This window comes from Agrococcus sp. HG114, assembly GCF_024723325.1.
GTDB lineage: Bacteria > Actinomycetota > Actinomycetes > Actinomycetales > Microbacteriaceae > Agrococcus.
In genome coordinates this window covers 1-19,240 of sequence record NZ_JANQCH010000035.1, presented here as the reverse complement: position 1 = coordinate 19,240, position 19,240 = coordinate 1, and the positions used below count along the sequence as shown (strand labels likewise).

General features: G+C 73.3%; 20 protein-coding genes. 13 read left to right on the top strand and 7 right to left on the bottom strand.

Annotated features, from left to right (window positions below; all coding sequences use genetic code 11):
- Window positions 1–205: 205 nt before the first annotated feature.
- Window positions 206–1,465: a phosphoribosylamine--glycine ligase gene (gene purD / locus NWP09_RS05600; protein ID WP_258274551.1), complete on the top strand. Its 1,260-nt coding sequence runs from the start codon at window positions 206–208 to the stop codon at window positions 1,463–1,465.
- Window positions 1,462–2,367, top strand: coding sequence for a phosphoribosylaminoimidazolesuccinocarboxamide synthase (locus NWP09_RS05595; protein WP_258274550.1), 906 nt, complete (start codon window positions 1,462–1,464; stop codon window positions 2,365–2,367). Before purD ends, NWP09_RS05595 begins: the two co-directional genes overlap by 4 nt.
- A 25-nt stretch (window positions 2,368–2,392) precedes the next feature.
- Here the strand turns inward: NWP09_RS05595 and NWP09_RS05590 are convergent, their stop codons facing one another.
- A complete protein-coding gene (locus NWP09_RS05590) occupies window positions 2,393–3,289 on the bottom strand; it encodes a neutral zinc metallopeptidase (protein WP_258274549.1) in 897 nt (298 codons plus the stop codon).
- Window positions 3,290–3,410: 121 nt separating this feature from the next.
- Between NWP09_RS05590 and purS the strand changes: the two genes are divergently transcribed.
- The 3 genes from purS to NWP09_RS05575 all read left to right on the top strand — a co-directional run bounded on the left by purS (window position 3,411) and on the right by NWP09_RS05575 (window position 4,924).
- Window positions 3,411–3,671, top strand: coding sequence for a phosphoribosylformylglycinamidine synthase subunit PurS (gene purS / locus NWP09_RS05585; RefSeq protein WP_258274548.1), 261 nt, complete (start codon window positions 3,411–3,413; stop codon window positions 3,669–3,671).
- Window positions 3,668–4,357: a phosphoribosylformylglycinamidine synthase subunit PurQ gene (gene purQ / locus NWP09_RS05580; protein WP_258274547.1), complete on the top strand. Its 690-nt coding sequence runs from the start codon at window positions 3,668–3,670 to the stop codon at window positions 4,355–4,357. Before purS ends, purQ begins: the two co-directional genes overlap by 4 nt.
- A gap of 75 nt (window positions 4,358–4,432) precedes the next feature.
- Window positions 4,433–4,924 (top strand): DUF3817 domain-containing protein, encoded by a 492-nt coding sequence (locus NWP09_RS05575; RefSeq protein WP_258274546.1) that lies wholly within the window; start codon window positions 4,433–4,435, stop codon window positions 4,922–4,924.
- A gap of 73 nt (window positions 4,925–4,997) precedes the next feature.
- On the opposite strand, the gene NWP09_RS05570 is transcribed toward NWP09_RS05575, so the two are convergent.
- Window positions 4,998–6,203 (bottom strand): Ig-like domain-containing protein, encoded by a 1,206-nt coding sequence (locus NWP09_RS05570; RefSeq protein WP_258274545.1) that lies wholly within the window; start codon window positions 6,201–6,203, stop codon window positions 4,998–5,000.
- A gap of 291 nt (window positions 6,204–6,494) precedes the next feature.
- Here NWP09_RS05570 and purL point away from each other — a divergent pair, with 291 nt between their 5' ends.
- The 3 genes from purL (at window position 6,495) to NWP09_RS05555 (ending at window position 9,792) form a co-directional block, all read left to right on the top strand.
- On the top strand, window positions 6,495–8,780 hold the full coding sequence (gene purL / locus NWP09_RS05565; RefSeq protein WP_258274544.1) for a phosphoribosylformylglycinamidine synthase subunit PurL: 2,286 nt from the start codon (window positions 6,495–6,497) through the stop codon (window positions 8,778–8,780).
- A 98-nt stretch (window positions 8,781–8,878) separates the two neighbouring features.
- On the top strand, window positions 8,879–9,316 hold the full coding sequence (locus NWP09_RS05560; RefSeq protein ID WP_258274543.1) for a DUF1761 domain-containing protein: 438 nt from the start codon (window positions 8,879–8,881) through the stop codon (window positions 9,314–9,316).
- Window positions 9,313–9,792 carry an SRPBCC family protein gene (locus tag NWP09_RS05555; protein ID WP_258274542.1) on the top strand — a complete coding sequence of 160 codons (480 nt, stop codon included), beginning with the start codon at window positions 9,313–9,315 and terminating at the stop codon, window positions 9,790–9,792. Before NWP09_RS05560 ends, NWP09_RS05555 begins: the two co-directional genes overlap by 4 nt.
- Window positions 9,793–9,817: 25 nt before the next feature.
- Here NWP09_RS05555 and NWP09_RS05550 read toward each other — a convergent pair whose 3' ends face one another.
- The 3 genes from NWP09_RS05550 to NWP09_RS05540 all read right to left on the bottom strand — a co-directional run bounded on the left by NWP09_RS05550 (window position 9,818) and on the right by NWP09_RS05540 (window position 12,371).
- Window positions 9,818–10,108: a chorismate mutase gene (locus NWP09_RS05550; protein ID WP_258274541.1), complete on the bottom strand. Its 291-nt coding sequence runs from the start codon at window positions 10,106–10,108 to the stop codon at window positions 9,818–9,820.
- A gap of 9 nt (window positions 10,109–10,117) precedes the next feature.
- Entirely contained in the window at window positions 10,118–11,683 is a 1,566-nt protein-coding gene (locus NWP09_RS05545) for a glycosyltransferase family 2 protein (RefSeq protein WP_258274540.1), read from the bottom strand.
- A gap of 97 nt (window positions 11,684–11,780) precedes the next feature.
- The gene (locus NWP09_RS05540) at window positions 11,781–12,371 is read right to left on the bottom strand and encodes a GNAT family N-acetyltransferase (protein WP_258274539.1); all 591 of its coding nucleotides are present in this window, start codon (window positions 12,369–12,371) and stop codon (window positions 11,781–11,783) included.
- Between the two features lie 56 nt (window positions 12,372–12,427).
- Here NWP09_RS05540 and NWP09_RS05535 point away from each other — a divergent pair, with 56 nt between their 5' ends.
- The 5 genes from NWP09_RS05535 (at window position 12,428) to NWP09_RS05515 (ending at window position 17,135) form a co-directional block, all read left to right on the top strand.
- Entirely contained in the window at window positions 12,428–13,051 is a 624-nt protein-coding gene (locus NWP09_RS05535; protein WP_258274538.1) for a maleylpyruvate isomerase N-terminal domain-containing protein, read from the top strand.
- 79 nt (window positions 13,052–13,130) lie between these two features.
- Window positions 13,131–14,477, top strand: a complete 1,347-nt coding sequence (gene gdhA / locus NWP09_RS05530) for an NADP-specific glutamate dehydrogenase (RefSeq protein WP_258274537.1) — start codon at window positions 13,131–13,133, stop codon at window positions 14,475–14,477.
- 65 nt (window positions 14,478–14,542) lie between these two features.
- Window positions 14,543–15,868 (top strand): glycosyltransferase 87 family protein, encoded by a 1,326-nt coding sequence (locus NWP09_RS05525; RefSeq protein WP_258274536.1) that lies wholly within the window; start codon window positions 14,543–14,545, stop codon window positions 15,866–15,868.
- A 45-nt stretch (window positions 15,869–15,913) separates the two neighbouring features.
- On the top strand, window positions 15,914–16,642 hold the full coding sequence (locus NWP09_RS05520; protein WP_258274535.1) for a DUF899 domain-containing protein: 729 nt from the start codon (window positions 15,914–15,916) through the stop codon (window positions 16,640–16,642).
- Window positions 16,643–16,721: 79 nt separating this feature from the next.
- The gene (locus tag NWP09_RS05515; protein WP_258274534.1) at window positions 16,722–17,135 is read left to right on the top strand and encodes a VOC family protein; all 414 of its coding nucleotides are present in this window, start codon (window positions 16,722–16,724) and stop codon (window positions 17,133–17,135) included.
- An 11-nt stretch (window positions 17,136–17,146) separates the two neighbouring features.
- Here the strand turns inward: NWP09_RS05515 and NWP09_RS05510 are convergent, their stop codons facing one another.
- Both NWP09_RS05510 and NWP09_RS05505 read right to left on the bottom strand, forming a co-directional pair.
- Complete coding sequence (locus tag NWP09_RS05510; protein ID WP_258274533.1) at window positions 17,147–18,433, bottom strand: adenylosuccinate synthase; 1,287 nt, start codon at window positions 18,431–18,433, stop codon at window positions 17,147–17,149.
- Window positions 18,434–18,553: 120 nt separating this feature from the next.
- Window positions 18,554–19,240, bottom strand: a 687-nt coding sequence (locus tag NWP09_RS05505; RefSeq protein WP_369010418.1) for a serine protease, incomplete at its 5' end; no start/stop codon positions are given.

The following is a 19,240-nucleotide window of genomic DNA, read 5'->3' as shown; positions in this document are numbered from 1 at the left end:
GCACTGCAGCGTGTAGCGCACCGCGAGCGCGCGGTCGGCGCGCGCGGCGTCCGGCAGCAGCGCCGCCGAGACGGCCGCCGTGCCGTCGAGATCGGGGATGCGCCGCGCCACCCCGTCAGGCTAGTCGCGGCACGCGGGCGGGCGGCACCGGCGCCGCGAGAAGCCCGGCGGCGCCGCCCGCCCGCGACGTTCGTAGAATGGCAGGGTGCGGATCCTCGTTCTCGGCAGCGGCGCGCGCGAGCACGCCATCATCGCGGCACTCCTCGCGGAGGGCGGCCACGAGATCACGGCCGCGCCCGGCAACGCCGGCATCGCGGCGGAGGTCGAGACCGTGCGCCTCGACATCAAGAGCCCCGAGCTCGTCGCGGAGCTCGCGGTCGGCGGCGGCTTCGACCTCGTCGTCATCGGCCCGGAGGCGCCGCTCGTCGCCGGCGTCGCCGACGCGCTCGAGCGCGCCCGGGTGCCCGTGTTCGGCCCGACGAAGGCCGCCGCGCGCATCGAGGGCTCGAAGTCGTTCGCGAAGGACGTCATGGCGCGCGCCGGGGTGCCGACGGGCTCCGACACCACGGCCACGACGCTCGACGAGGTGCGGGCAGCGCTCGACGCATCCGCGCCCCCGTGGGTGCTGAAGGCCGACGGCCTCGCCGCCGGCAAGGGTGTGATCGTGACCGACGACCGCACGGCGGCCGAGGCGCACGCCGAGGCGTTCCTCCCGGACGGGCCGCTGCTCATCGAGGAGTACCTCGAGGGGCCCGAGGTGAGCCTGTTCGTGCTCACCGACGGCGAGGCGGTCGTGCCCCTGGCGCCCGCGCAGGACTTCAAGCGGCTCGGCGACGGCGACACCGGCCCCAACACGGGCGGCATGGGCGCGTACTCCCCGCTGCCGTGGCTCGCCGACCGCTACGGCAGCGAGCAGGCGTTCGTCGACGAGGTGGTCGAGACGGTCGCGAAGCCGACGATCCGCCAGATGGCGCTCACGGGCACGCCGTTCCGCGGCCTGCTGTACTGCGGCCTCATCGTGACCGACTCGGGCGTGCGGGTCATCGAGTTCAACGCGCGCTTCGGCGACCCCGAGACGCAGGTGGTGCTGCCGCGCATCGAGTCGGGGCTCGCGGATGCGCTGCTCGCGGCCGCGAACGGCACGCTCGCGTCCGCCGCGCCACTGGTGTGGCGCGACTCGGCGGCGGTGGCGGTCGTGCTCGCGAGCGAGGGCTACCCCGGCGACCCGATGACCGGCCGGCGGATCCACGGCGTCGAGGACGCCGCGCGCCTCGAGGGCGTGCGCGTGCTGCACGCCGCGACCGGGGCCGGCGAGCACGGCCTCACCGCCACGGGCGGGCGCGTGCTCAACGTCGTCGGCACCGGGGCGACGCTCGCCGAGGCGCGCGAGCGCGCGTACGCGGGGCTCGCGCGCATCTCGCTCGAGGGCGGGCAGGCGCGCACCGACATCGCCGCGCGGGCATGAGCGCCGCCGCGGAGCGCCCGGCGCCGGCCGAGCAGGAGCCCTCGGTGCCCGCGGGCTGGCGCCTCGCCTACAGCGGCAAGGTGCGCGACCTCTACGTGCGCGAGGGCGCGCTGCTCGAGTCGGCGCCCGAGATGCTCATGGTCGCGTCCGACCGCGTCTCGGCCTTCGACCACGTGCTCGAGCCCGCGATCCCCGGCAAGGGCGCGCTGCTCACCCGGCTCACCCGCTGGTGGACCGAGCGGCTCGGGCTCCCCTCGCAGCTCGCGCCCGACGCGGATGCGCGGACGCCGGAAGCCCTGCGGGACCGCGCGATGCTCGTGCGCACGCTCGACATGCTCCCCGTCGAGTGCGTCGTGCGCGGCCGCGTGACCGGCTCGGGCCTCAAGGAGTACCAGCGGCTCGGCTCCATCTCAGGAGTCGCGCTGCCGGAGGGGCTCGAGGACGGCGATGCGCTGCCCGAGCCGATCTACACGCCCGCGTGGAAGGCGCCGCAGGGCGAGCACGACGAGAACGTGTCGTTCGAGCGCACCGTCGAGCTCGTCGGGGCGGCCGACGCCGCGGCGATCCGCGACATGAGCCTCGGCGTCTACGCGATGGGCGCCGCGATCGCCGAGGAGGCGGGGCTCGTGCTCGCCGACACGAAGTTCGAGTTCGGCCGCGACCGGGTGACGGGCGAGCTCGTGCTCGCGGACGAGGTGCTCACGCCCGACTCGTCGCGCTACTGGGACGCCGAGGCGCTCGCCGCGGGCCGCGTCGAGTCGTTCGACAAGCAGATCGTGCGCGACTGGCTCGCCGAGCACTGGGACGGCGAGGGCGTGCCGCCGAGGCTGCCCGCCGATGTCGTCGAGCGCACCGCCGCGCGCTACCGCGAGCTGCTCGAGCGGCTGACCTCCGCCGCCTGAGCCTCCGCGCGCACGGCGCGGGGCGTCAGACCTCGGGCGCCTGCCACGTGTTGCAGCTGCCGACCCCCTCGTTGTAGCCGGTCGAGAGCCAACGCATCCGCTGCTCGCTCGACCCGTGCGTCCAGCTCTCGGGGTTGACCCCGCCGCCGCCCATCTGCTGCAGCCGGTCGTCGCCGATGGTCTGCGCCGCGTTGAGCGCGTCGTTCATCTCCTGCTGCGTCGGCGCCTCGAGCACCGGCGCGCCGCCGTCGTCGTCGGCCGTCTGCGACGCACCGGCGATCCACGCGCCCGCGTAGCAGTCGGCCTGCAGCTCGGAGCGCACGCCGGAGGACTGCGGGCCGGTGTCACCCTGCTGCACGCGCTGCAGGTCGCCCGTGACGTTCTGGATGTGGTGGCCCCACTCGTGCGCGAGCACGTAGAGCTGCGCGAGCGACCCGCCCGACGCGCCGAACTGGTCGCGCATCTGCTGGAAGAAGGTGGTGTCGATGTAGATGCGCTCGTCCGGCGGGCAGTAGAAGGGGCCGACGGCGCTCGTCGCCGCGCCGCAGCCGGTCTGCACCTGCCGGTCGAACAGCTGCACGCTCGGGTCGCGGTACTCGAGGCTGTTCGCCGCGAACGTCGCCTCCCAGAAGCTCGACAGCGAGTCGGCCCCGCCCTCCATGCGGCACGTCACGTTCGCGGGGTCGTTCGCCGCCTCGCCCGTGCAGCCCGTGACCTCCTCGCCCTGCGACTGGCTCGACGGGTCGATGGGCTGCTGGGGCGAGAGGCCCGTGAGGTCGATGCCGAAGAACATCGACACGAGCACGAGGATCACCGTGATGATGCCGCCGCCGCCGATCGCGATCGCGCCGCCGCCCGGCCCGCCGCCTCCGCCGCGGCTCACCGTCGAGGTGTCGAAGTTGGCATCGCCCCTGAACGTCATGGCTGCACGATAGCCCCGGCTCCCCCAGGTTCACCCGAGAATCCGCCGGTCCGACCGCCGCACGCGCCGCATCCGTAGAATGGAGCCGCACCCCCACCCGCCGCCACCGCTAGGGAGACCCATGGCCGTCATCGTCGTCGACGTCATGCCGAAGGCCGAGATCCTCGACCCCCAGGGCAAGGCGGTCAGCCGGGCCCTCGCGCGGCTCGGGCACGAGGCCGTCGCCGATGTGCGCGTCGGCAAGCGCTTCGAGATCACCGTCGAGGGCGAGGTGACGGATGCGCTGCTCAGCGAGGTGCGCGCGGTCGCCGACGAGGTGCTCGCGAACACGGTGATCGAGGATGTCGTGGGCGTCCGGGTGCAGGACGAGGCCGGCCGATGAGGGTCGGCGTCATCACCTTCCCCGGCACGCTCGACGACCGCGACGCGCAGCGGGCCGTGCGGCTCGCCGGGCACGAGCCGGTCGCGCTGTGGCACGGCGAGCACGACCTGCACGGCGTCGACGCGCTCGTGCTGCCGGGCGGCTTCTCGTACGGCGACTACCTGCGCTGCGGCGCGATCGCCGCGCGCTCCCCGATCATGACCGAGGTCGTCGAGGCGGCCGAGCGCGGCATGCCGGTGCTCGGCATCTGCAACGGCTTCCAGATGCTGACGGAGGCGCGGCTGCTGCCGGGCGGGCTCGTACGGAACGCGACGGGCCTGTTCGTGCGCCGCGACCAGCGCCTGCGCGTCGAGCGCACGTCGACCGCATGGACGAACCGCTTCGAGCCGGGTCAGGAGATCGTCATCCCGCTCAAGAACGGCGAGGGTCGGTTCGTGGCGACGCCCGACGAGGTCAAGCGCATCGAGGACGACGGCCTCGTCGTCTTCCGCTACCTGGGCGAGGACCCGAACGGCTCCATCGACGCGATCGCGGGGCTCGCGAACGCGGCGGGCAACGTCGTGGGGCTCATGCCGCACCCCGAGCACGCCGTCGAGCTCGGCTTCGGCCCCACGACGACGCGGATGAAGGCCGGCCTCGACGGCCTCGACATCTTCAAGTCGGCCCTCGAGGCCGTCGCGGCGTAGCCGGCCGCGGGCCCACCCGGTCGTCGAGCAGCGGCGCCGCAGGCGCCCGCGCATCGAGAGGTGTAGACTGCCTACATGAGCGCAGCCACCGCGACCACGACGGGCCCCACGCCGAAGCGCCTCTACCGCTCCCTGGCGATCGCGGAGGCGGTCACCTGGACCCTGCTCATCGTCGCGATGATCGCGAAGTACGGGTTCCAGCTCGACGCGCTCGTGCCGATCGCCGGCCCGATCCACGGCTTCGTCTTCCTCTCCTACGCGGCGATGCAGCTCGTCGTCGGCCACAACCAGCGCTGGGGGCTCGCCACCGTCGCGATCGGCGTGCTCACCGCGGTGGTGCCCTACGCGACCATCCCGTGGGAGCGCCGGCTCGAGCGGCGCGGGGCCCTCGATGGCGGCTGGCGCACCGAGCCGGACGGCGACCCGCGCGACGACCGCTGGATCGACCGCGCCTTCCGCTGGGGCATCACGCACCCGCTGCTGCTCGGCGCGATCGCGCTCGTCGCCGTCGGGATCGTGTTCGCGGTGCTGCTGAGCGCGGGCCCGCCGTCCGAGTGGTTCGCGTGACCCGCAGCTGAACCTGGAGCGCGCCGCGGGGGCGAGGCCGTCGCCCCGCCCCCGCGGCTCGTCGCTGCAGTCGTCAGCGCTGCGCCTTCGCCTGGTGCTGGTCGACCTCGACGGTGAGCGTCGCTCCCGCCGTGCCGCCCGCCGTCTGCACGACGTACGAGATGGACGCGCCCCCGCGGTGGCTCGGGTGGGCGTCGAAGCGCACCTCGCCGTCGACGACCGACCAGGTGCCCGCCGAGGTGGTGACCTCGTCGGCCGGCTGGCCGTCCTCGCCGATGAGCTGGAGCGTCTCGGAGTCGAGGGTGACGCCCTCCACCACGTCGTTGGCCAGCACGTCGACCGTGGCGTCCTCGTGGCGCGGCACCTCGACGGCGTCGTCCGCGAGCGCGATGTCGGGCTCCGGCGCCGCCCACGTCGCGTCGACGCGGACCTCGGCCGTCGCGGTCTCGCCGTCGGCCGTCGCGACGGTGTACTCGGCGACGGCCTTGCCGACGAAGCCCTCGGCGGCGGCGAAGACGACCTGGCCGTCGACGACCGACCACGTGCCCTGCTCCGTCTCGAGCGCCGGCACCGGCTCGCCCTCATCGCCCACGAGCGCGAGGCTCGCGGGGTCGAGCTCGACATCGCCCTCGACCTCATCGTTGGCGAGCACGTCGATCGTCGCCTCGGGCGACTCGGCGCTGAAGACGTGCGCGACCTTGTCGTCCTCGACGTCGAGCGCGGGCTCGGTCGGCTCGGGCTCGACGGGCTCGGGCTGCTCCGGAGCCGGCTCGACCGGCGCAGGCTCGGTCGGCTCGGGCTCGACCGGCGCGGGCTCGGTCGGCTCGGGCTCCACCGGCGCGGGCTCGGTCGGCTCGGGCTCGACGGGCGCCGGCTCGATCGTGACCGTCACCGTGCCGGTCGCGGTGGCGCCGGCCGAGGTCGTCACGGTGTACGTGACCTCAGCGACGCCCTCGGCGCCCTCGGCGGGCGCGAACGCCAGCTGGCCGTCGGCCACCGTCCAGGTGCCGAGCTCGCTCTGGATCGCGGGCACCGACGCGCCGCTCTCATCGACGAGCGCGAGGGTCGACGCGTCGAGCGTCGCGCCCTCCGGCGCGGCGTCGTTCGCGAGCACGTCGATCGTGATCGCGGAGTCGGCCGTCGTGGCGCTGTCGTCGGCGAGGATCGGCGCGTCCTCGGGCGCTGCCGTCGCGGGGGCGACGACGCTCAGGCTCATGGCGCCCGCTGCGATGAGCGCGGCGGCGCCTCCGGACAGTGCGCGGTTGCGGTTCTTGGTCATGGCATCTCCTCGGTTGTTCGCTTCGGTCGTGCCTCGGCCGCCGGGTGGCGACCGCTCTCGACGCAAACGACGGAAGGTGAACGCCGCCTATGCGCCTCCATGACAGCGCCTCAGACGGCCCGGTCAGCGGCGCCTTCGGCACCGGCACGAGGTCCGGGGCGGCCGGGCGCGTCGGGGCCGCCGCCCAGCCCGGCCCCCGACGCCCGACGTGGTCGGCGCATCCGCCCCCTCGATAGGATCGAGGGACCGCCGAGCAGAGCCCCTCCCGAGGGATCCACGCCGAGGAGAGCCGTGAGCGCACCCCGCACCACCCGTGACACCGTCGAGGTCGCCGCAGCGACGCCCGAGCGCGAGCAGCCGTTCGCGGCGCTCGGCCTCAAGCCCGACGAGTACGAGCGCATCCGCGAGATCCTCGGGCGCCGCCCCACGAGCGCCGAGCTCGCGATGTACTCGGTGATGTGGAGCGAGCACTGCTCGTACAAGTCGTCGAAGCAGCACCTGCGCACGTTCGGGCGGAAGGTCACGCCCGAGATGCAGGAGCGCCTCATGGTCGGCATGGGCCAGAACGCGGGCGTCATCGACGCGGGCGAGGGCTGGGCCGTCACGTTCAAGATCGAGTCGCACAACCACCCCTCGTTCGTCGAGCCGTTCCAGGGCGCGGCGACGGGCGTCGGCGGCATCGTGCGCGACATCATCTCGATGGGCGCGCGGCCGGTCGCGGTGATGGATGCGCTGCGGTTCGGCGACATCGACCACCCCGACACCGCGCGGGTCGTGCACGGCGTCGTGGGCGGCATCTCGTTCTACGGCAACTGCCTCGGCCTGCCGAACATCGGCGGCGAGACCGTCTTCGACGGGGTCTACCAGGGCAACCCGCTCGTGAACGCGCTCGCGGTGGGCGTGCTGCGCCACGAGGACCTGCACCTCGCGAACGCGACCGGCGCGGGCAACAAGGTCGTGCTGTTCGGCGCCCGCACGGGCGGTGACGGCATCGGCGGCGCGTCGATCCTCGCCTCCGAGTCGTTCGACGACGAGGGCCCCGCGAAGCGCCCCGCAGTGCAGGTCGGCGACCCCTTCGCCGAGAAGGTGCTCATCGAGTGCTGCCTCGAGCTCTACGCCGCGGGCGTCGTCGAGGGCATCCAGGACCTCGGCGCCGCGGGCATCTCGTGCGCCACGAGCGAGCTCGCCGCGAACGGCGGCTCCGGCATGCGCGTCGAGCTCGACCACGTGCTGCTGCGCGACCCGACGCTCACGGCCGAGGAGATCCTCATGTCGGAGTCGCAGGAGCGCATGATGGCGGTCGTGAGCCCCGACAAGCTCGACGAGTTCCTCGCCATCACGACGAAGTGGGACGTCGAGACGAGCGTGCTCGGCGAGGTGACCGGCGACGGCCGCCTCGTGATCACCCACTCGGGCGAGGTCATCGTCGACGTCGACCCGAAGACCGTCGCGATCGACTCCCCCGTCTACGACCGCCCGATGACGCGTCCGGAGTGGCAGGACGCGCTGCAGGCCGACAGCGCGGCCGCGCTGCCGCGCGCGACCGGCGGCGAGCTCGGCGAGCAGCTGCGCGCGCTCGTCGGCTCCCCCAACCTCGCCGACGCCTCGTGGATCACCGACCAGTACGACGACTACGTGCTCGGCAACACCGCGCTGTCGACGCCCGACGACGCCGGCATGGTGCGCATCGACGAGGAGTCGGGCCTCGGCTTCTCGGTCGCCGTCGACGCGAACGGCCGCTACTGCCAGCTCGACCCGCGCGAGGGCGCGAAGGCCGCGCTCGCCGAGGCCTACCGCAACGTCGCCGTCACGGGCGCGACGCCGGTCGGCGTGAGCGACTGCCTCAACTTCGGCAACCCGGAGATCCCCGCGGTCATGTGGCAGTTCGCCGAGGCGGTCGACGGCCTCGCCGACGGCTGCGTCGAGCTCGGCATCCCCGTGACCGGCGGCAACGTGTCGTTCTACAACCAGACCGGCGAGACGCAGATCCACCCGACGCCCGTCGTGGGCGTGCTCGGCATCATCGACGACGTCGACCGGCGCCTCCCCTCCGGGTGGCAGGACGACGGCCAGGCGCTCTTCCTCCTCGGCACGACGCGCGACGAGCTCGACGGCTCGGCGTGGGCGGGCACCGTCCACGGGCACCTCGGCGGCCTGCCGCCGCGCGTCGACCTCGCCGCGGAGCGCGAGCTCGCCGGCCTCATGCAGGGCGTCGCGCTCGACGGCCTCGCGACCGCCGCGCACGACCTCTCGGAGGGCGGCCTCGGCGCGGCCGTCGTCGAGGGCGCGCTGCGCTTCGGCATCGGCGCGCGCATCTGGCTCTCGGGCCTCATGGAGCGCGACGGCATCGACGAGACCGCGGCGCTGTTCTCCGAGTCGGGCGCTCGCGCGATCGTCGCGGTCGCCCGCGAGGACGAGGTCAAGTTCACCGGCATGTGCGAGGCGCGCGGGGTGCCGGTGCTGCGCATCGGCGTCACCGACGCCCAGAGCGGCGCGATCGAGATCCAGGATGTCGCGACCATCCCCCTCGACGAGCTGCGCGCCGCGAACCGCGCCCCCCTCGCCCGCTTCGCCTGAATCTCGACCGGTTCTGTGGTCGGCCGGCGCGATAATCGCGTCCGCCGACCACAGAACCGGTTGAGCACGCTCGGGCGCGGCGCGCCTATGCTTCGACCATGGAGCTCACCGTTCCCGCCGTCAACATCTGGGCCGTGCTGCTCGCGACCGTCGCGGCGATGCTCGTCGGCTTCGTCTACTACCAGCCGAAGGTGGCCGGCAGCTCGTGGATGAAGGCCGTCGGCCACACGCCCGAGAGCGTCTCCGGCGGCCCGAAGCCCTGGGTCTACCCGATGCTCATCGTCTGCGCGTTCGTCACGGCGTGGGTGCTCGCGGGCGCCACCTGGATCTCGCAGGAGTTCTACGGCGGCAGCTTCCTGCTGAACGCGCTCGTGACCGGCTGGATCCTCTGCATCGGCTTCACCGCCGCCCGGGTGCTCGTGCATGACGCGTTCGACCCGCGCGGCCTCAAGGTCGCCGGCCACACGATCCTCAACGAGCTGCTCGTGGTCACCGCGATGGCCCTCGTCATCGGCCTCTGGCCGCCGGCATCATGAGCGACCTGTCGCTCGTGCTCGAGCGGTCGATCGACGCGCCGACGGATGCGGTGTGGCGCGTGCTCACGGACGTCGAGGGCTCCGAGGCGGTGCTCTCGGGCGTGACCCGCATCGAGCGGCTCGCCGGGGCCGGGTACGCGATCGGCACCCGCTGGCGCGAGACGCGCACCATGCTCGGGCGGGAGGCGACGGAGGAGATGGAGGTGGTCGGGATCGACCCGGGCCGCTCCACCACGATCGCGGCCGAGGTGCCCGGCATGCGCTACCGCACCGAGTTCGAGCTCGAGCCCCTGCCGGCGGTCGGCGGCGCCGCCGCGACGCTCCTGCGGATGCGGTTCTCGGGCACGTACGTCTCCCCGTCGTGGGTGCAGCGCCTCGCCGCCCGGCTCACGAGCAGGCTCGGCCTCGCCGCCGCCCGCCGCGCGATGCAGCAGGACCTCGACGACATCGCGGCCGCCGCAGAGGCCGGTCGGTAGCCTCAGGGCTCGCAGCCGGCCTGGGTCAGCCCTCGCCCGCGATCCGCTCGTGGTGGTGGATGACCTCGGCGATCACGAAGTTCAAGAACTTCTCCGCGAACTCGGGATCGAGGTCCGCCTCCTCGGCGAGCCGCCGGAGCCGCGCGATCTGCGTGGCCTCACGCGCAGGGTCGGACGGCGGCATCGCGTGCGCGGCCTTCAGCTCCCCGACCGCCTGCGTGAGCTTGAAGCGCTCTGCGAGCGTGTGGATCAGCACCGCGTCGACGTTGTCGATCGAGCGTCGCAGTCGCAGCAGCTGCTCCTCGGGGGCGGTCATGCCTCCAGCCTAATTCGAGCGCGCATGCCCTCCGGCCCCGACACCCGCGCGCACCGGCTGCAGCTCGCGAGCGTCGCGCCAGCCGAAGGCGAGCCCCGCGGCCGCGATCGCGACGAACGGCAGCGCGGCGTCCGGCCGCTCCACGGCGACGCCCGCGACGGCCGTCGCGGCGGCCGCGACCGCGATCTCGAGCCCCCGGCGCTGCACGACCGCCACGGCACCATCGGCGGCACCGGCCTTCGGCGTGACGTGGAAGCGCGCGCGCCCCGAGACCAGCACCACGAGGACCGCCCGCGCGGCGACCACGGAGACGGATGCGTAGAGCATGGCCGCCCGCACGGTGAACCCGAGCCCCGCCGCCAGCCCCGTCGAGCGCACGCGGTGCGCCGCCTCCGGGGCGAGCGGCGCGAGGCCGAGGGCGCCGAGGACGAGCCCGAGCTGCCAGGGGAACGCCTCGGCGGCGGTCGCCGCAGCGACGAGCGAGTACGCGAACAGCACGAGCGGCAGGATGGCGGCGAGCACCGGCACGAGCAGGTCGAGCACGAGGTCGGCGCGGCGCAGCCACGGGAGGCGCGCGTCGAGCAGGCTCCGGCTGCGGCGCGCGAGCAGCTGCACGGCGCCCTCGACGAACTTGCCGAACTGCACCGCGAACGCGGCGTGGTCGACGGGAGCGTCCTCGACCGAGCGGAGCTCGGGCGCCGCGACCACGCGGTGGCCGCGCCGCGCGAGCTCGACCGAGAGCGCGGTGTCCTCCATCACGAGCTCGGGGAACCAGCCGACCTCGCGGAGGGCGGCGACGTCGAGCATCGCGCCGCGGCCGCAGAAGACGCTCACGCCGAGCGCCTCCCGGCCGGCGAGCTGCACGGCGGCGTGGCGCGCGAAGAGCCCTCCGAAGTCGCGCACGAACGGCGACCCGCTGCGGCGCGTGTCGATCGCGCCCTGCACGACCGCGGCGTCGGGGTGGGTCGCGAAGCGGGCGAGCGCGCCCTCGACGAAGTCGGTCGGGATCTCCTGGTCGGCGTCGAGCACGACGACGCGATCCACCTCGTGGCCGTGCCCCTCGAGCCACGAGTTGAGGTTGCCTGCCTTCGCACCCTCGCGCACCGCGCGCCGGTGCAGCTCGATGCCGCCCTCCGCGACAAGGGCGTCGATGCGCGCGCGAGTCGCCGCCGCGGACGAGTCGTCGAGCACGACGGTGCGGGTGCCCGGGTGCGACTGCGCCGCGCTGCGGCGGACGACGTCCGCGCGGAAGTCATCCGACACCGGGTAGAGCAGCGCCACGCGCTCGCCCGCGTTCCCGTCCCTTCCGGTAGGCCCGCTCGGCACCGCGCGACGAGCGGCGACGAGCAGCACGACATGGCGCAGCCCCGTGAGCAGCGCGAGCGCGACGACCGGCGCGACCGCCGCGAGCGCGATCCAGCCGAGGCTCGACGTGGGCGGCGCGAGCTGCGCGAGCAGCAGTCCCACGAGCGCGCCGAGGAGGGCCCACGCCGCGACGAGCAGCGCAGGGGCGAGCAGCCCACGCGTCGTCCGCTCGGCGGAGGTCAGCCTCGGCGGGCGCTCGGTGCGGGTCATGCGATCCTCTCGGCGCCACGGACGAGACGCGTGCCCCGGAGGCTAGCGGGCGCGGCTCCGCGATCTCGGGGAGTGCGCCGCGAACACGGCCGTGCGGTCAGCCGTGCCGCGCCTCGAGCCGCGCCTCGAGCCCCCGCCGCACCGCGGGCCACTCCGACGCGACGATCGAGTAGACGACGGTGTCGCGCAGCGTGCCCTTGTAGACCTGGTGGCTGCGCAGCACCCCGTCGAGCTTCGCGCCGAGCCGCTCGATCGCGTCGCGCGACTGCCGGTTGTGCCAGTGCGTGCGGAACTCCACCGCGACGCACGCGAGCTCGTCGAACGCGCGCTCGAGCATCATGAGCTTCATCGCCGGGTTCACGCCCGACCCCTGCGCCGACACCGCCATCCACGTCGAGCCGATCTCGAGCCGCGGCGTCTCCGCCTCGATGTGCATGTAGGTCGTCATGCCGACCGCCCGCCCGTCGACCACCACGGCCCACGGCACCATCGAGCCGGCGTCGTGCAGCGCGAGGCGGCGGTCGATCTCGTCGCCCACCGCATCCGGCTCGGGCACGCTCGTGTACCACGCGCGGCGCCACAGCTCGCCCTCGGACGCCGCTTCGGCGAGCGCGGGGGCGTGCGCATGCGCGAGCGGCTCGAGGGTGACGAGCGGATGCGTCAGGACGACCGGGTCGAGGATGCTCACGTCACCATCATGGCCGTGCCGTTGCCCCGGCGACCCCGGCGTGCCAGCATGCGCGCATGGGCGTGCGCTTCGCCGACGCGGCAGCGGAGCTCGCGGCGCTCGTCGCGCGGGTGCCGACGGAGCGCCTCGACGGACCGGGACTCGGCGACTGGACGCTCCGCGAGCTCATCGGCCACACGTCGCGCGCGCTCACGACCGTGACCGACTACCTGGCGCAGCCCGAGCCGCGTGCCGCGACCGTCGGCTCGGCCGCCGAGTACCTCGAGGTCGTGCTGCGCCAGCGGGGCGACGACCAGGCGATCCTGCAGCGCGGCAGAGCCGCGGGGGCCGCGCTCGGCGACGACCCGGCGAGCGCGATCCGGACGATGGGCGCGGCGGCCGTCGCTGCAGCCCGGGCAGCCGGCGACGATCGGCTCGTCGCGATCGGCGGCGACCCGGCGCTCGCGATGCGGCTCGGCGAGTACCTGCGCACGCGCGTGTTCGAGCTCACCGTGCACGGGCTCGACATCGCCGATGCGGCCGGGCTCGACTGGACCCCGGCGCCCGCGCACGTGCTCGACGCCCTGCACCTCGCGGCCGCCAACGCATCCGCCCGCGGCATGGGGCTCGAGGCGCTGCGACTGCTGACGGGGCGGCGGCCGGATGCCGGGCTCGCGGGCGTGATGCGCTCGGGCGGGTGAGCCCGCCGAGCCCGGCCGGGCGCCCGGCGTGGCGCTGCGGTAGAATCGACCGGTTGTCTGATACCCCTGGAGGCCTCGTTTGACGCAGCTGCACCCCCACCTCGCGCCCGTCTACGAGAACGTGCTGCACCGCAACCCCGGTGAGGCGGAGTTCCACCAGGCGGTGTTCGAGGTGCTCGAGAGCCTCGGGCCGGTCGTGGCGAAGCGGCCCGACTACGTCGACGCGCAGATCCTCAGCCGCATCGTCGAGCCGGAGCGGCAGATCATCTTCCGCGTGCCGTGGATCGACGACGCGGGCGTCGTGCAGATCAACCGGGGCTTCCGCGTGCAGTTCAACTCCGCCCTCGGCCCCTACAAGGGCGGGCTGCGCTTCCACCCGAGCGTCTACCTCGGCATCATCAAGTTCCTCGGCTTCGAGCAGATCTTCAAGAACTCCCTCACCGGCCTGCCGATCGGCGGCGGCAAGGGCGGCAGCGACTTCGACCCCAAGGGCAAGTCCGACATGGAGATCATGCGCTTCTGCCAGTCGTTCATGACCGAGCTGCGCACCCACATCGGCCAGTACACCGACGTGCCGGCGGGCGACATCGGCGTCGGCGGCCGCGAGCTCGGCTTCATGTTCGGCCAGTACAAGCGGCTCACGAACGCGTACGAGTCGGGCGTGCTCACCGGCAAGGGCATCACGTGGGGCGGCTCCCAGGTGCGCAAGGAGGCCACGGGCTACGGCACGATCTACTTCCTCGACGAGGTGCTGCGCGCGCGGGGCGAGAGCTTCGACGGCAAGCGCGTCGTCGTGTCGGGCTCGGGCAACGTCGCGATCTACGCGATCGAGAAGGTGCAGCACCTCGGCGGCACGGTCGTCGCGTGCAGCGACTCCTCGGGGTTCGTCGTCGACGAGCGGGGCATCGACCTCGAGCTGCTGAAGGAGATCAAGGAGGTGCGGCGCGGCCGCATCGAGGAGTACGTGCAGCAGCGGCCGCACGCGACGTTCTCGCCGAACGGCTCCATCTGGTCGGTGCCGTGCGACATCGCGGTGCCGTGCGCGACGCAGAACGAGCTCGACGAGGCCGATGCGGTCACGCTCGTCAAGAACGGCTGCACGGTCGTCGGCGAGGGCGCGAACATGCCCGCGACCCAGTCGGCCGCGCGGGTGTTCGCCGGAGCGGGCATCGCGTTCGCTCCCGGCAAGGCGGTCAACGCGGGCGGCGTCGCGACGAGCGCGCTCGAGATGCAGCAGAACGCCTCGCGCGACTCGTGGTCGTTCGAGCACACCGACGAGCGCCTGCGCGAGATCATGCAGGGCATCCACGACCGCTGCGCCGAGACGGCCGAGGAGTACGGTCGTCCCGGAGACTACGTCGCGGGCGCCAACATCGCCGGCTTCAACCGGGTCGCCGACGCCATGCTGGCGCTCGGCGTCATCTGACCGGCACCTTCACAGGATCGACACGTACGCTGACGCGGCACACCGGGAGCAGAGGAGGCGGGCGCTTGGCTGAGTACCCGGACGCCGATCGCACGGCGGTCGCCACGCAGGTCAGGCGCCGCGCCCAGGCGGCGGACGTCGCCGACCGCATGCTCACGAAGCGGTGGCTCGTCCGCAGCTTCGCGCTGCTGCACGGCGCGTCGCTGCTCGCGCTCCTGCCGGTGATCCTCGCGGGCGGCACGGTCGGCGACCTGCCGCTCTACCGCGAGTGGGCCATGGAGGCGTTCGAGGGCGGCCCGATCGTGGGCATCGACGCCGACTGGGTCTACCCGCTCCTCGCGTGGCTGCCGATCGGCGGCAGCAACCTGCTCGGCGCCGCGCTGTACCAGCTGCTGTGGTTCCTCATGACGGCCGCCCTGAACTGGTGGGCCGTGTGGGTGCTGAGCGAGGGCGGCCGCAGCCGGCGCGGCATGCTCGCCGCCTACACGTTCATGCTCGGCTTCCTGCTGCTGAGCCCCGTGGCGCTCCTGCGGCTCGAGGGCATCACCGGCCCGCTCGTGATCGTCGGACTCGTGTGGCTCTCCCGCCGGCCGCTCGTCGCAGGCACGCTGCTCGCGGTCGCCACCTGGATCAAGGTGTGGCCGGCGATGGTGATCGGCGCCGTCGTCGCGGTGCATCGCGAGCGATGGCTCGTCGTGCTCGCCGGTCTCGGCGTCACCGTCGCGACGGCCGCGGTCAGCGCGGCGAACGGCGGCCTGCCGCACCTGCTGAGCTTCCTCACGACGCAGACCGATCGTGCCCTCCAGCTCGAGGCGCCCATCGCCACCCCCTGGGTGTGGCTCGCCGCGCTCGACGTGCTCGGCGCGCGCGTGTACCAGAACCGGGCCCTCGCGACCCGAGAGGTCGTCGGTCCCCTCGACGGCGGCGCGATCCTCCTCTCCACGCCGCTCCTCCTCGCGGGCGTCGCGGCCATCTGCGTGCTGCTGCTGTGGGCCCGCCGGCGCGGCGCCGATGTTCACGACCTGCTCCTCGTCGGCGCCTTCGCGCTCGTCGCGGCGTCGATCGTCTTCAACAAGGTCGGCTCGCCGCAGTACCTGCTGTGGCTGCTCCCCGTCGCCGCCGTCGCGATGCTCCGGCCGACCGCCTGGTGGCGGCGGATGACGGCGCTCCTGCTCGTGACTTCGCTGCTGACGACCCTCGTGTTCCCGATCTTCTACATGCCGCTCGTGCGCCTCGAGTGGTTCGCCGTGATGCTGCTGTCGGTCCGCAACGCCCTGCTCGTGGCGCTCCTGATCGCGGCCGTGGCGCGGATCGTGCAGCTCGGCCGCGACGGGCTCGTCGCCCCTCCGGCCAGGGTCGGCACGAGCACGCAGCCGCTCGCCGTCGTCTGACGATTCGGCCTACCGCGCCGATGTGAACGCTGTTAACATCGGCGCATGACGCTCGATGACGAGTCGGCCGCCGCTCCTCCGATCGTGGACCGCGGCTCGTGGCTGCGTGCGCGGGAGGCGCTCCTCGACCGCGAGAAGGCGCACACGCGCGAGGGCGACGCGATCGCCGCCGCACGACGCCGCCTGCCGATGACCGAGGTGCCCGACGTCGCGCTGATCGGCGAGCACGGCGAGACCCGGCTCCATGCGCTGTTCGAGGGCCGACCGCAGCTGATCGTCTACAAGCACATGTGGCACGACGGGGAGCCGATCGAGGGTCAGTGCGAGGGCTGCACCGCGACGATCTGGGACGTGCACGACGCCTCGTACCTGAACGCGCGGGGCATCTCGTTCGCGGTGCTGAGCAAGGGGCCGTGGAGCGAGCTCGCCCCGTTCCGCGCCTTCATGGGGTACACGCATCCGTGGTACTCGAACCGCGGGGTCGACGACCCGCTCCTCGGCCCCGCGACCGAGGGCGCGTTCGTCGCGCTGCTGCGGCGGGGCGACCGCATCTTCGCGACGTACTGGATCACCGGCCGCGGCGTCGAGGCGATGATGAGCTCGATGGGGCTCGCGGACATGGCCGTGTACGGCCGCGGCGAGGAGTGGGAGGACTCGCCCGCGGGCTGGCCCCAGTCGCCCACCTTCACGGCCTGGAGCACCGACGGCCGCCCGACGCCGCAGTGGAGCCGACCCGGCGCGACGCCCGTCGTCGCATCCGAGCACCGCCACTGAGCCGGCTCGCATCGAGCCGACCCGCACCGCGCAGCCCCGCGCATCCCGACTCGCGTCCGCACCCACGAGAGGCAGCACCATGACCGCGATGACGAACTACATCTGGTTCCCCGGCAGCGCCCGCGAGGCCCTCAGCTCCTACCACCGCGTGTTCGGCGGCGAGCTCGAGCTCCACACGCTCGCGGACATGGGCCGCGACGACGGCCCGGCGGATGCGATCGGTCACGGCGTCCTCGACGGCCCGGTGACCCTGTTCGGCGCGGACGCCGTCGGCGACGACGAGCCCGTGAGGATGACCGGGATCAGCCTCGCGCTGCTCGGCACCGCCGAGCCGGACACGCTCGCGCGCTGGTTCGCCGCGCTGAGCGAGGGCGGCACGGTGCTCGACCCGCTGCAGGAGCGACCGTGGGGCGCGAGCGACGGTCAGGTCGTCGACCGCTTCGGCATCCGCTGGCTCATCGGTTTCGAGCACGAAGCCGCTGCGGCCGGCTGAGCGCGCCGGCGTCAGTCGATGAGGTCGTGCACCTGGATGATCGCGTCGCGGTCGGCGCCCACGCCGATCGCCGAGATGCGGCTGCCGGAGCGCTCCTCGAGGAAGCGCACGTAGGCCTGGGCGTTCGCGGGCAGGTCCTCGAAGGAGCGGGCGCCCGAGATGTCCTCGCTCCAGCCGGGCAGCTCCTCGTAGATCGGCTTCGCGTGGTGGAAGTCGGACTGCGAGACGGGCAGCTCGTCGAACCGCTCGCCGTCGACGTCGTACGCGACGCACACGGGGATCGACTCGATGCCGGTCAGCACGTCGAGCTTCGTCAGCACGATGTCGGTGAGGCCGTTGATGCGCGAGGCGTAGCGGGTGAGCACGGTGTCGTTCCAGCCGCAGCGGCGGGGGCGCCCGGTCGTGGTGCCGAACTCGAATCCGTTGCTGCGCAGCAGCTCGCCCCACTCGTCGAACAGCTCGGTGGGGAACGGGCCGGCGCCGACGCGCGTCGTGTAGGCCTTGACGATGCCGATCACGCGGTCGAGGCGCGACGGGGCGACCCCGGAGCCCGACGCCGCGCCCGCGGCCGTCGCGGTCGAGGAGGTGACGAACGGGTACGTGCCGTGGTCGATGTCGAGCATCGTGGCCTGGCCCGCCTCGAACACGACGGTCTTGCCGGCGTCGAGCGCCTGCGAGAGCTCGAGGCCCGTGTCGGCGACCATCGGCCGCAGCCGCTCGACGTAGGAGGTCAGGTCGTCGAAGATCTCGTCGCACGTGACCGCGCGGCGGTTGTAGACCTTCGTGAGCATGTGGTTCTTGGCGTCGAGGGCGCCCTCGATCTTCTGGCGCAGGATCGACTCGTCGAAGAGGTCCTGCACGCGGATGCCGATGCGGTTGATCTTGTCGGCGTACGCGGGCCCGATGCCGCGGCCGGTCGTGCCGATCGAGCGCTTGCCGAGGAAGCGCTCGGTCACCTTGTCGAGCGTGCGGTGGTAGTCGGTGATGATGTGCGCGTTCGCCGACACGCGCAGCTTCGACACGTCGACATCGCGCGCCGCGAGCGCCTCGAGCTCGTGGAAGAGCACCTCGAGGTCGATCACGACCCCGTTGCCGATGACGGGCGTGACCCCCGGGGTGAGGATGCCCGAGGGCAGCAGGTGCAGCGCGTACTTCTGGTTGCCGACGACGACGGTGTGCCCGGCGTTGTTGCCGCCGTTGAACTTCACCACATAGTCGGTGCGGCCGCCGAGCAGATCGGTCGCCTTCCCCTTGCCCTCGTCGCCCCACTGGGCGCCGACGATGACGATTCCTGGCATGGGGCTTCCCTCCGACGGGTTGGCGTACACCCCACCCTATCGAGCGACGCCGACAGGCCGAGGCGGCGCCGCCGGGCGGGAGCAGCCCGCCCGACGGCGCCGGGGATCAGCGCGCGCCGATCAGCTCTGCGCGGCCTGGTACGTCGACTGGATGACGCTGCCCCAGTACGGCCCGAACATCACGTTCGAGACGGAGCGGTAGCCGAAGCTGTTCACCGAGTTCTGCATGCCGTTCGGGCCCGAGCCGATGAACCAGGGGCCGCCGGATGAGCCGCCCGTCATGTCGCACGGGATGCCCTGCGACTGCGTGCCGCCGATCGTGTCGGCCGTCGCCGTGCCGGTGCACGACTGCAGCGTCTGCCCGTTGAAGGGCCGGGCCGCGGGGTAGCCGTAGGCGGTGTAGCCGAGGCCGCGCGCCTGGTTGAAGGCCACCCCGGACGCGCCGACGGTGTCGGCGAGCGTCGCGCTCGAGCCCGCGGGGCTCGCCACCACGGCGAACGCGGTGTCGTAGTCGATGTCGCCGGCGCTCACCCACGCGGTGGGCGCGTGCAGCTCGGTCGCCGACCAGACGCCGTAGGGGGTCGCGCCGTTGTTGTACGCGGGGGCGAACGCCCAGTTCGTCGCGTAGGCGCCCGGACCCTCGTTGACGCAGTGCGCGGCGGTCGAGACCGTGCGCTCGTTCGCAGCGACCACCGAGTTGCCCGAGCAGACGTAGTCCACGCCGCCGAGGGTGAAGAAGACCTTGCCGATGTGCGCGACCGGCGCGAGCCCCGACGGCGCGGGGCGCGCGTTCGTCTGGGGCGCGCG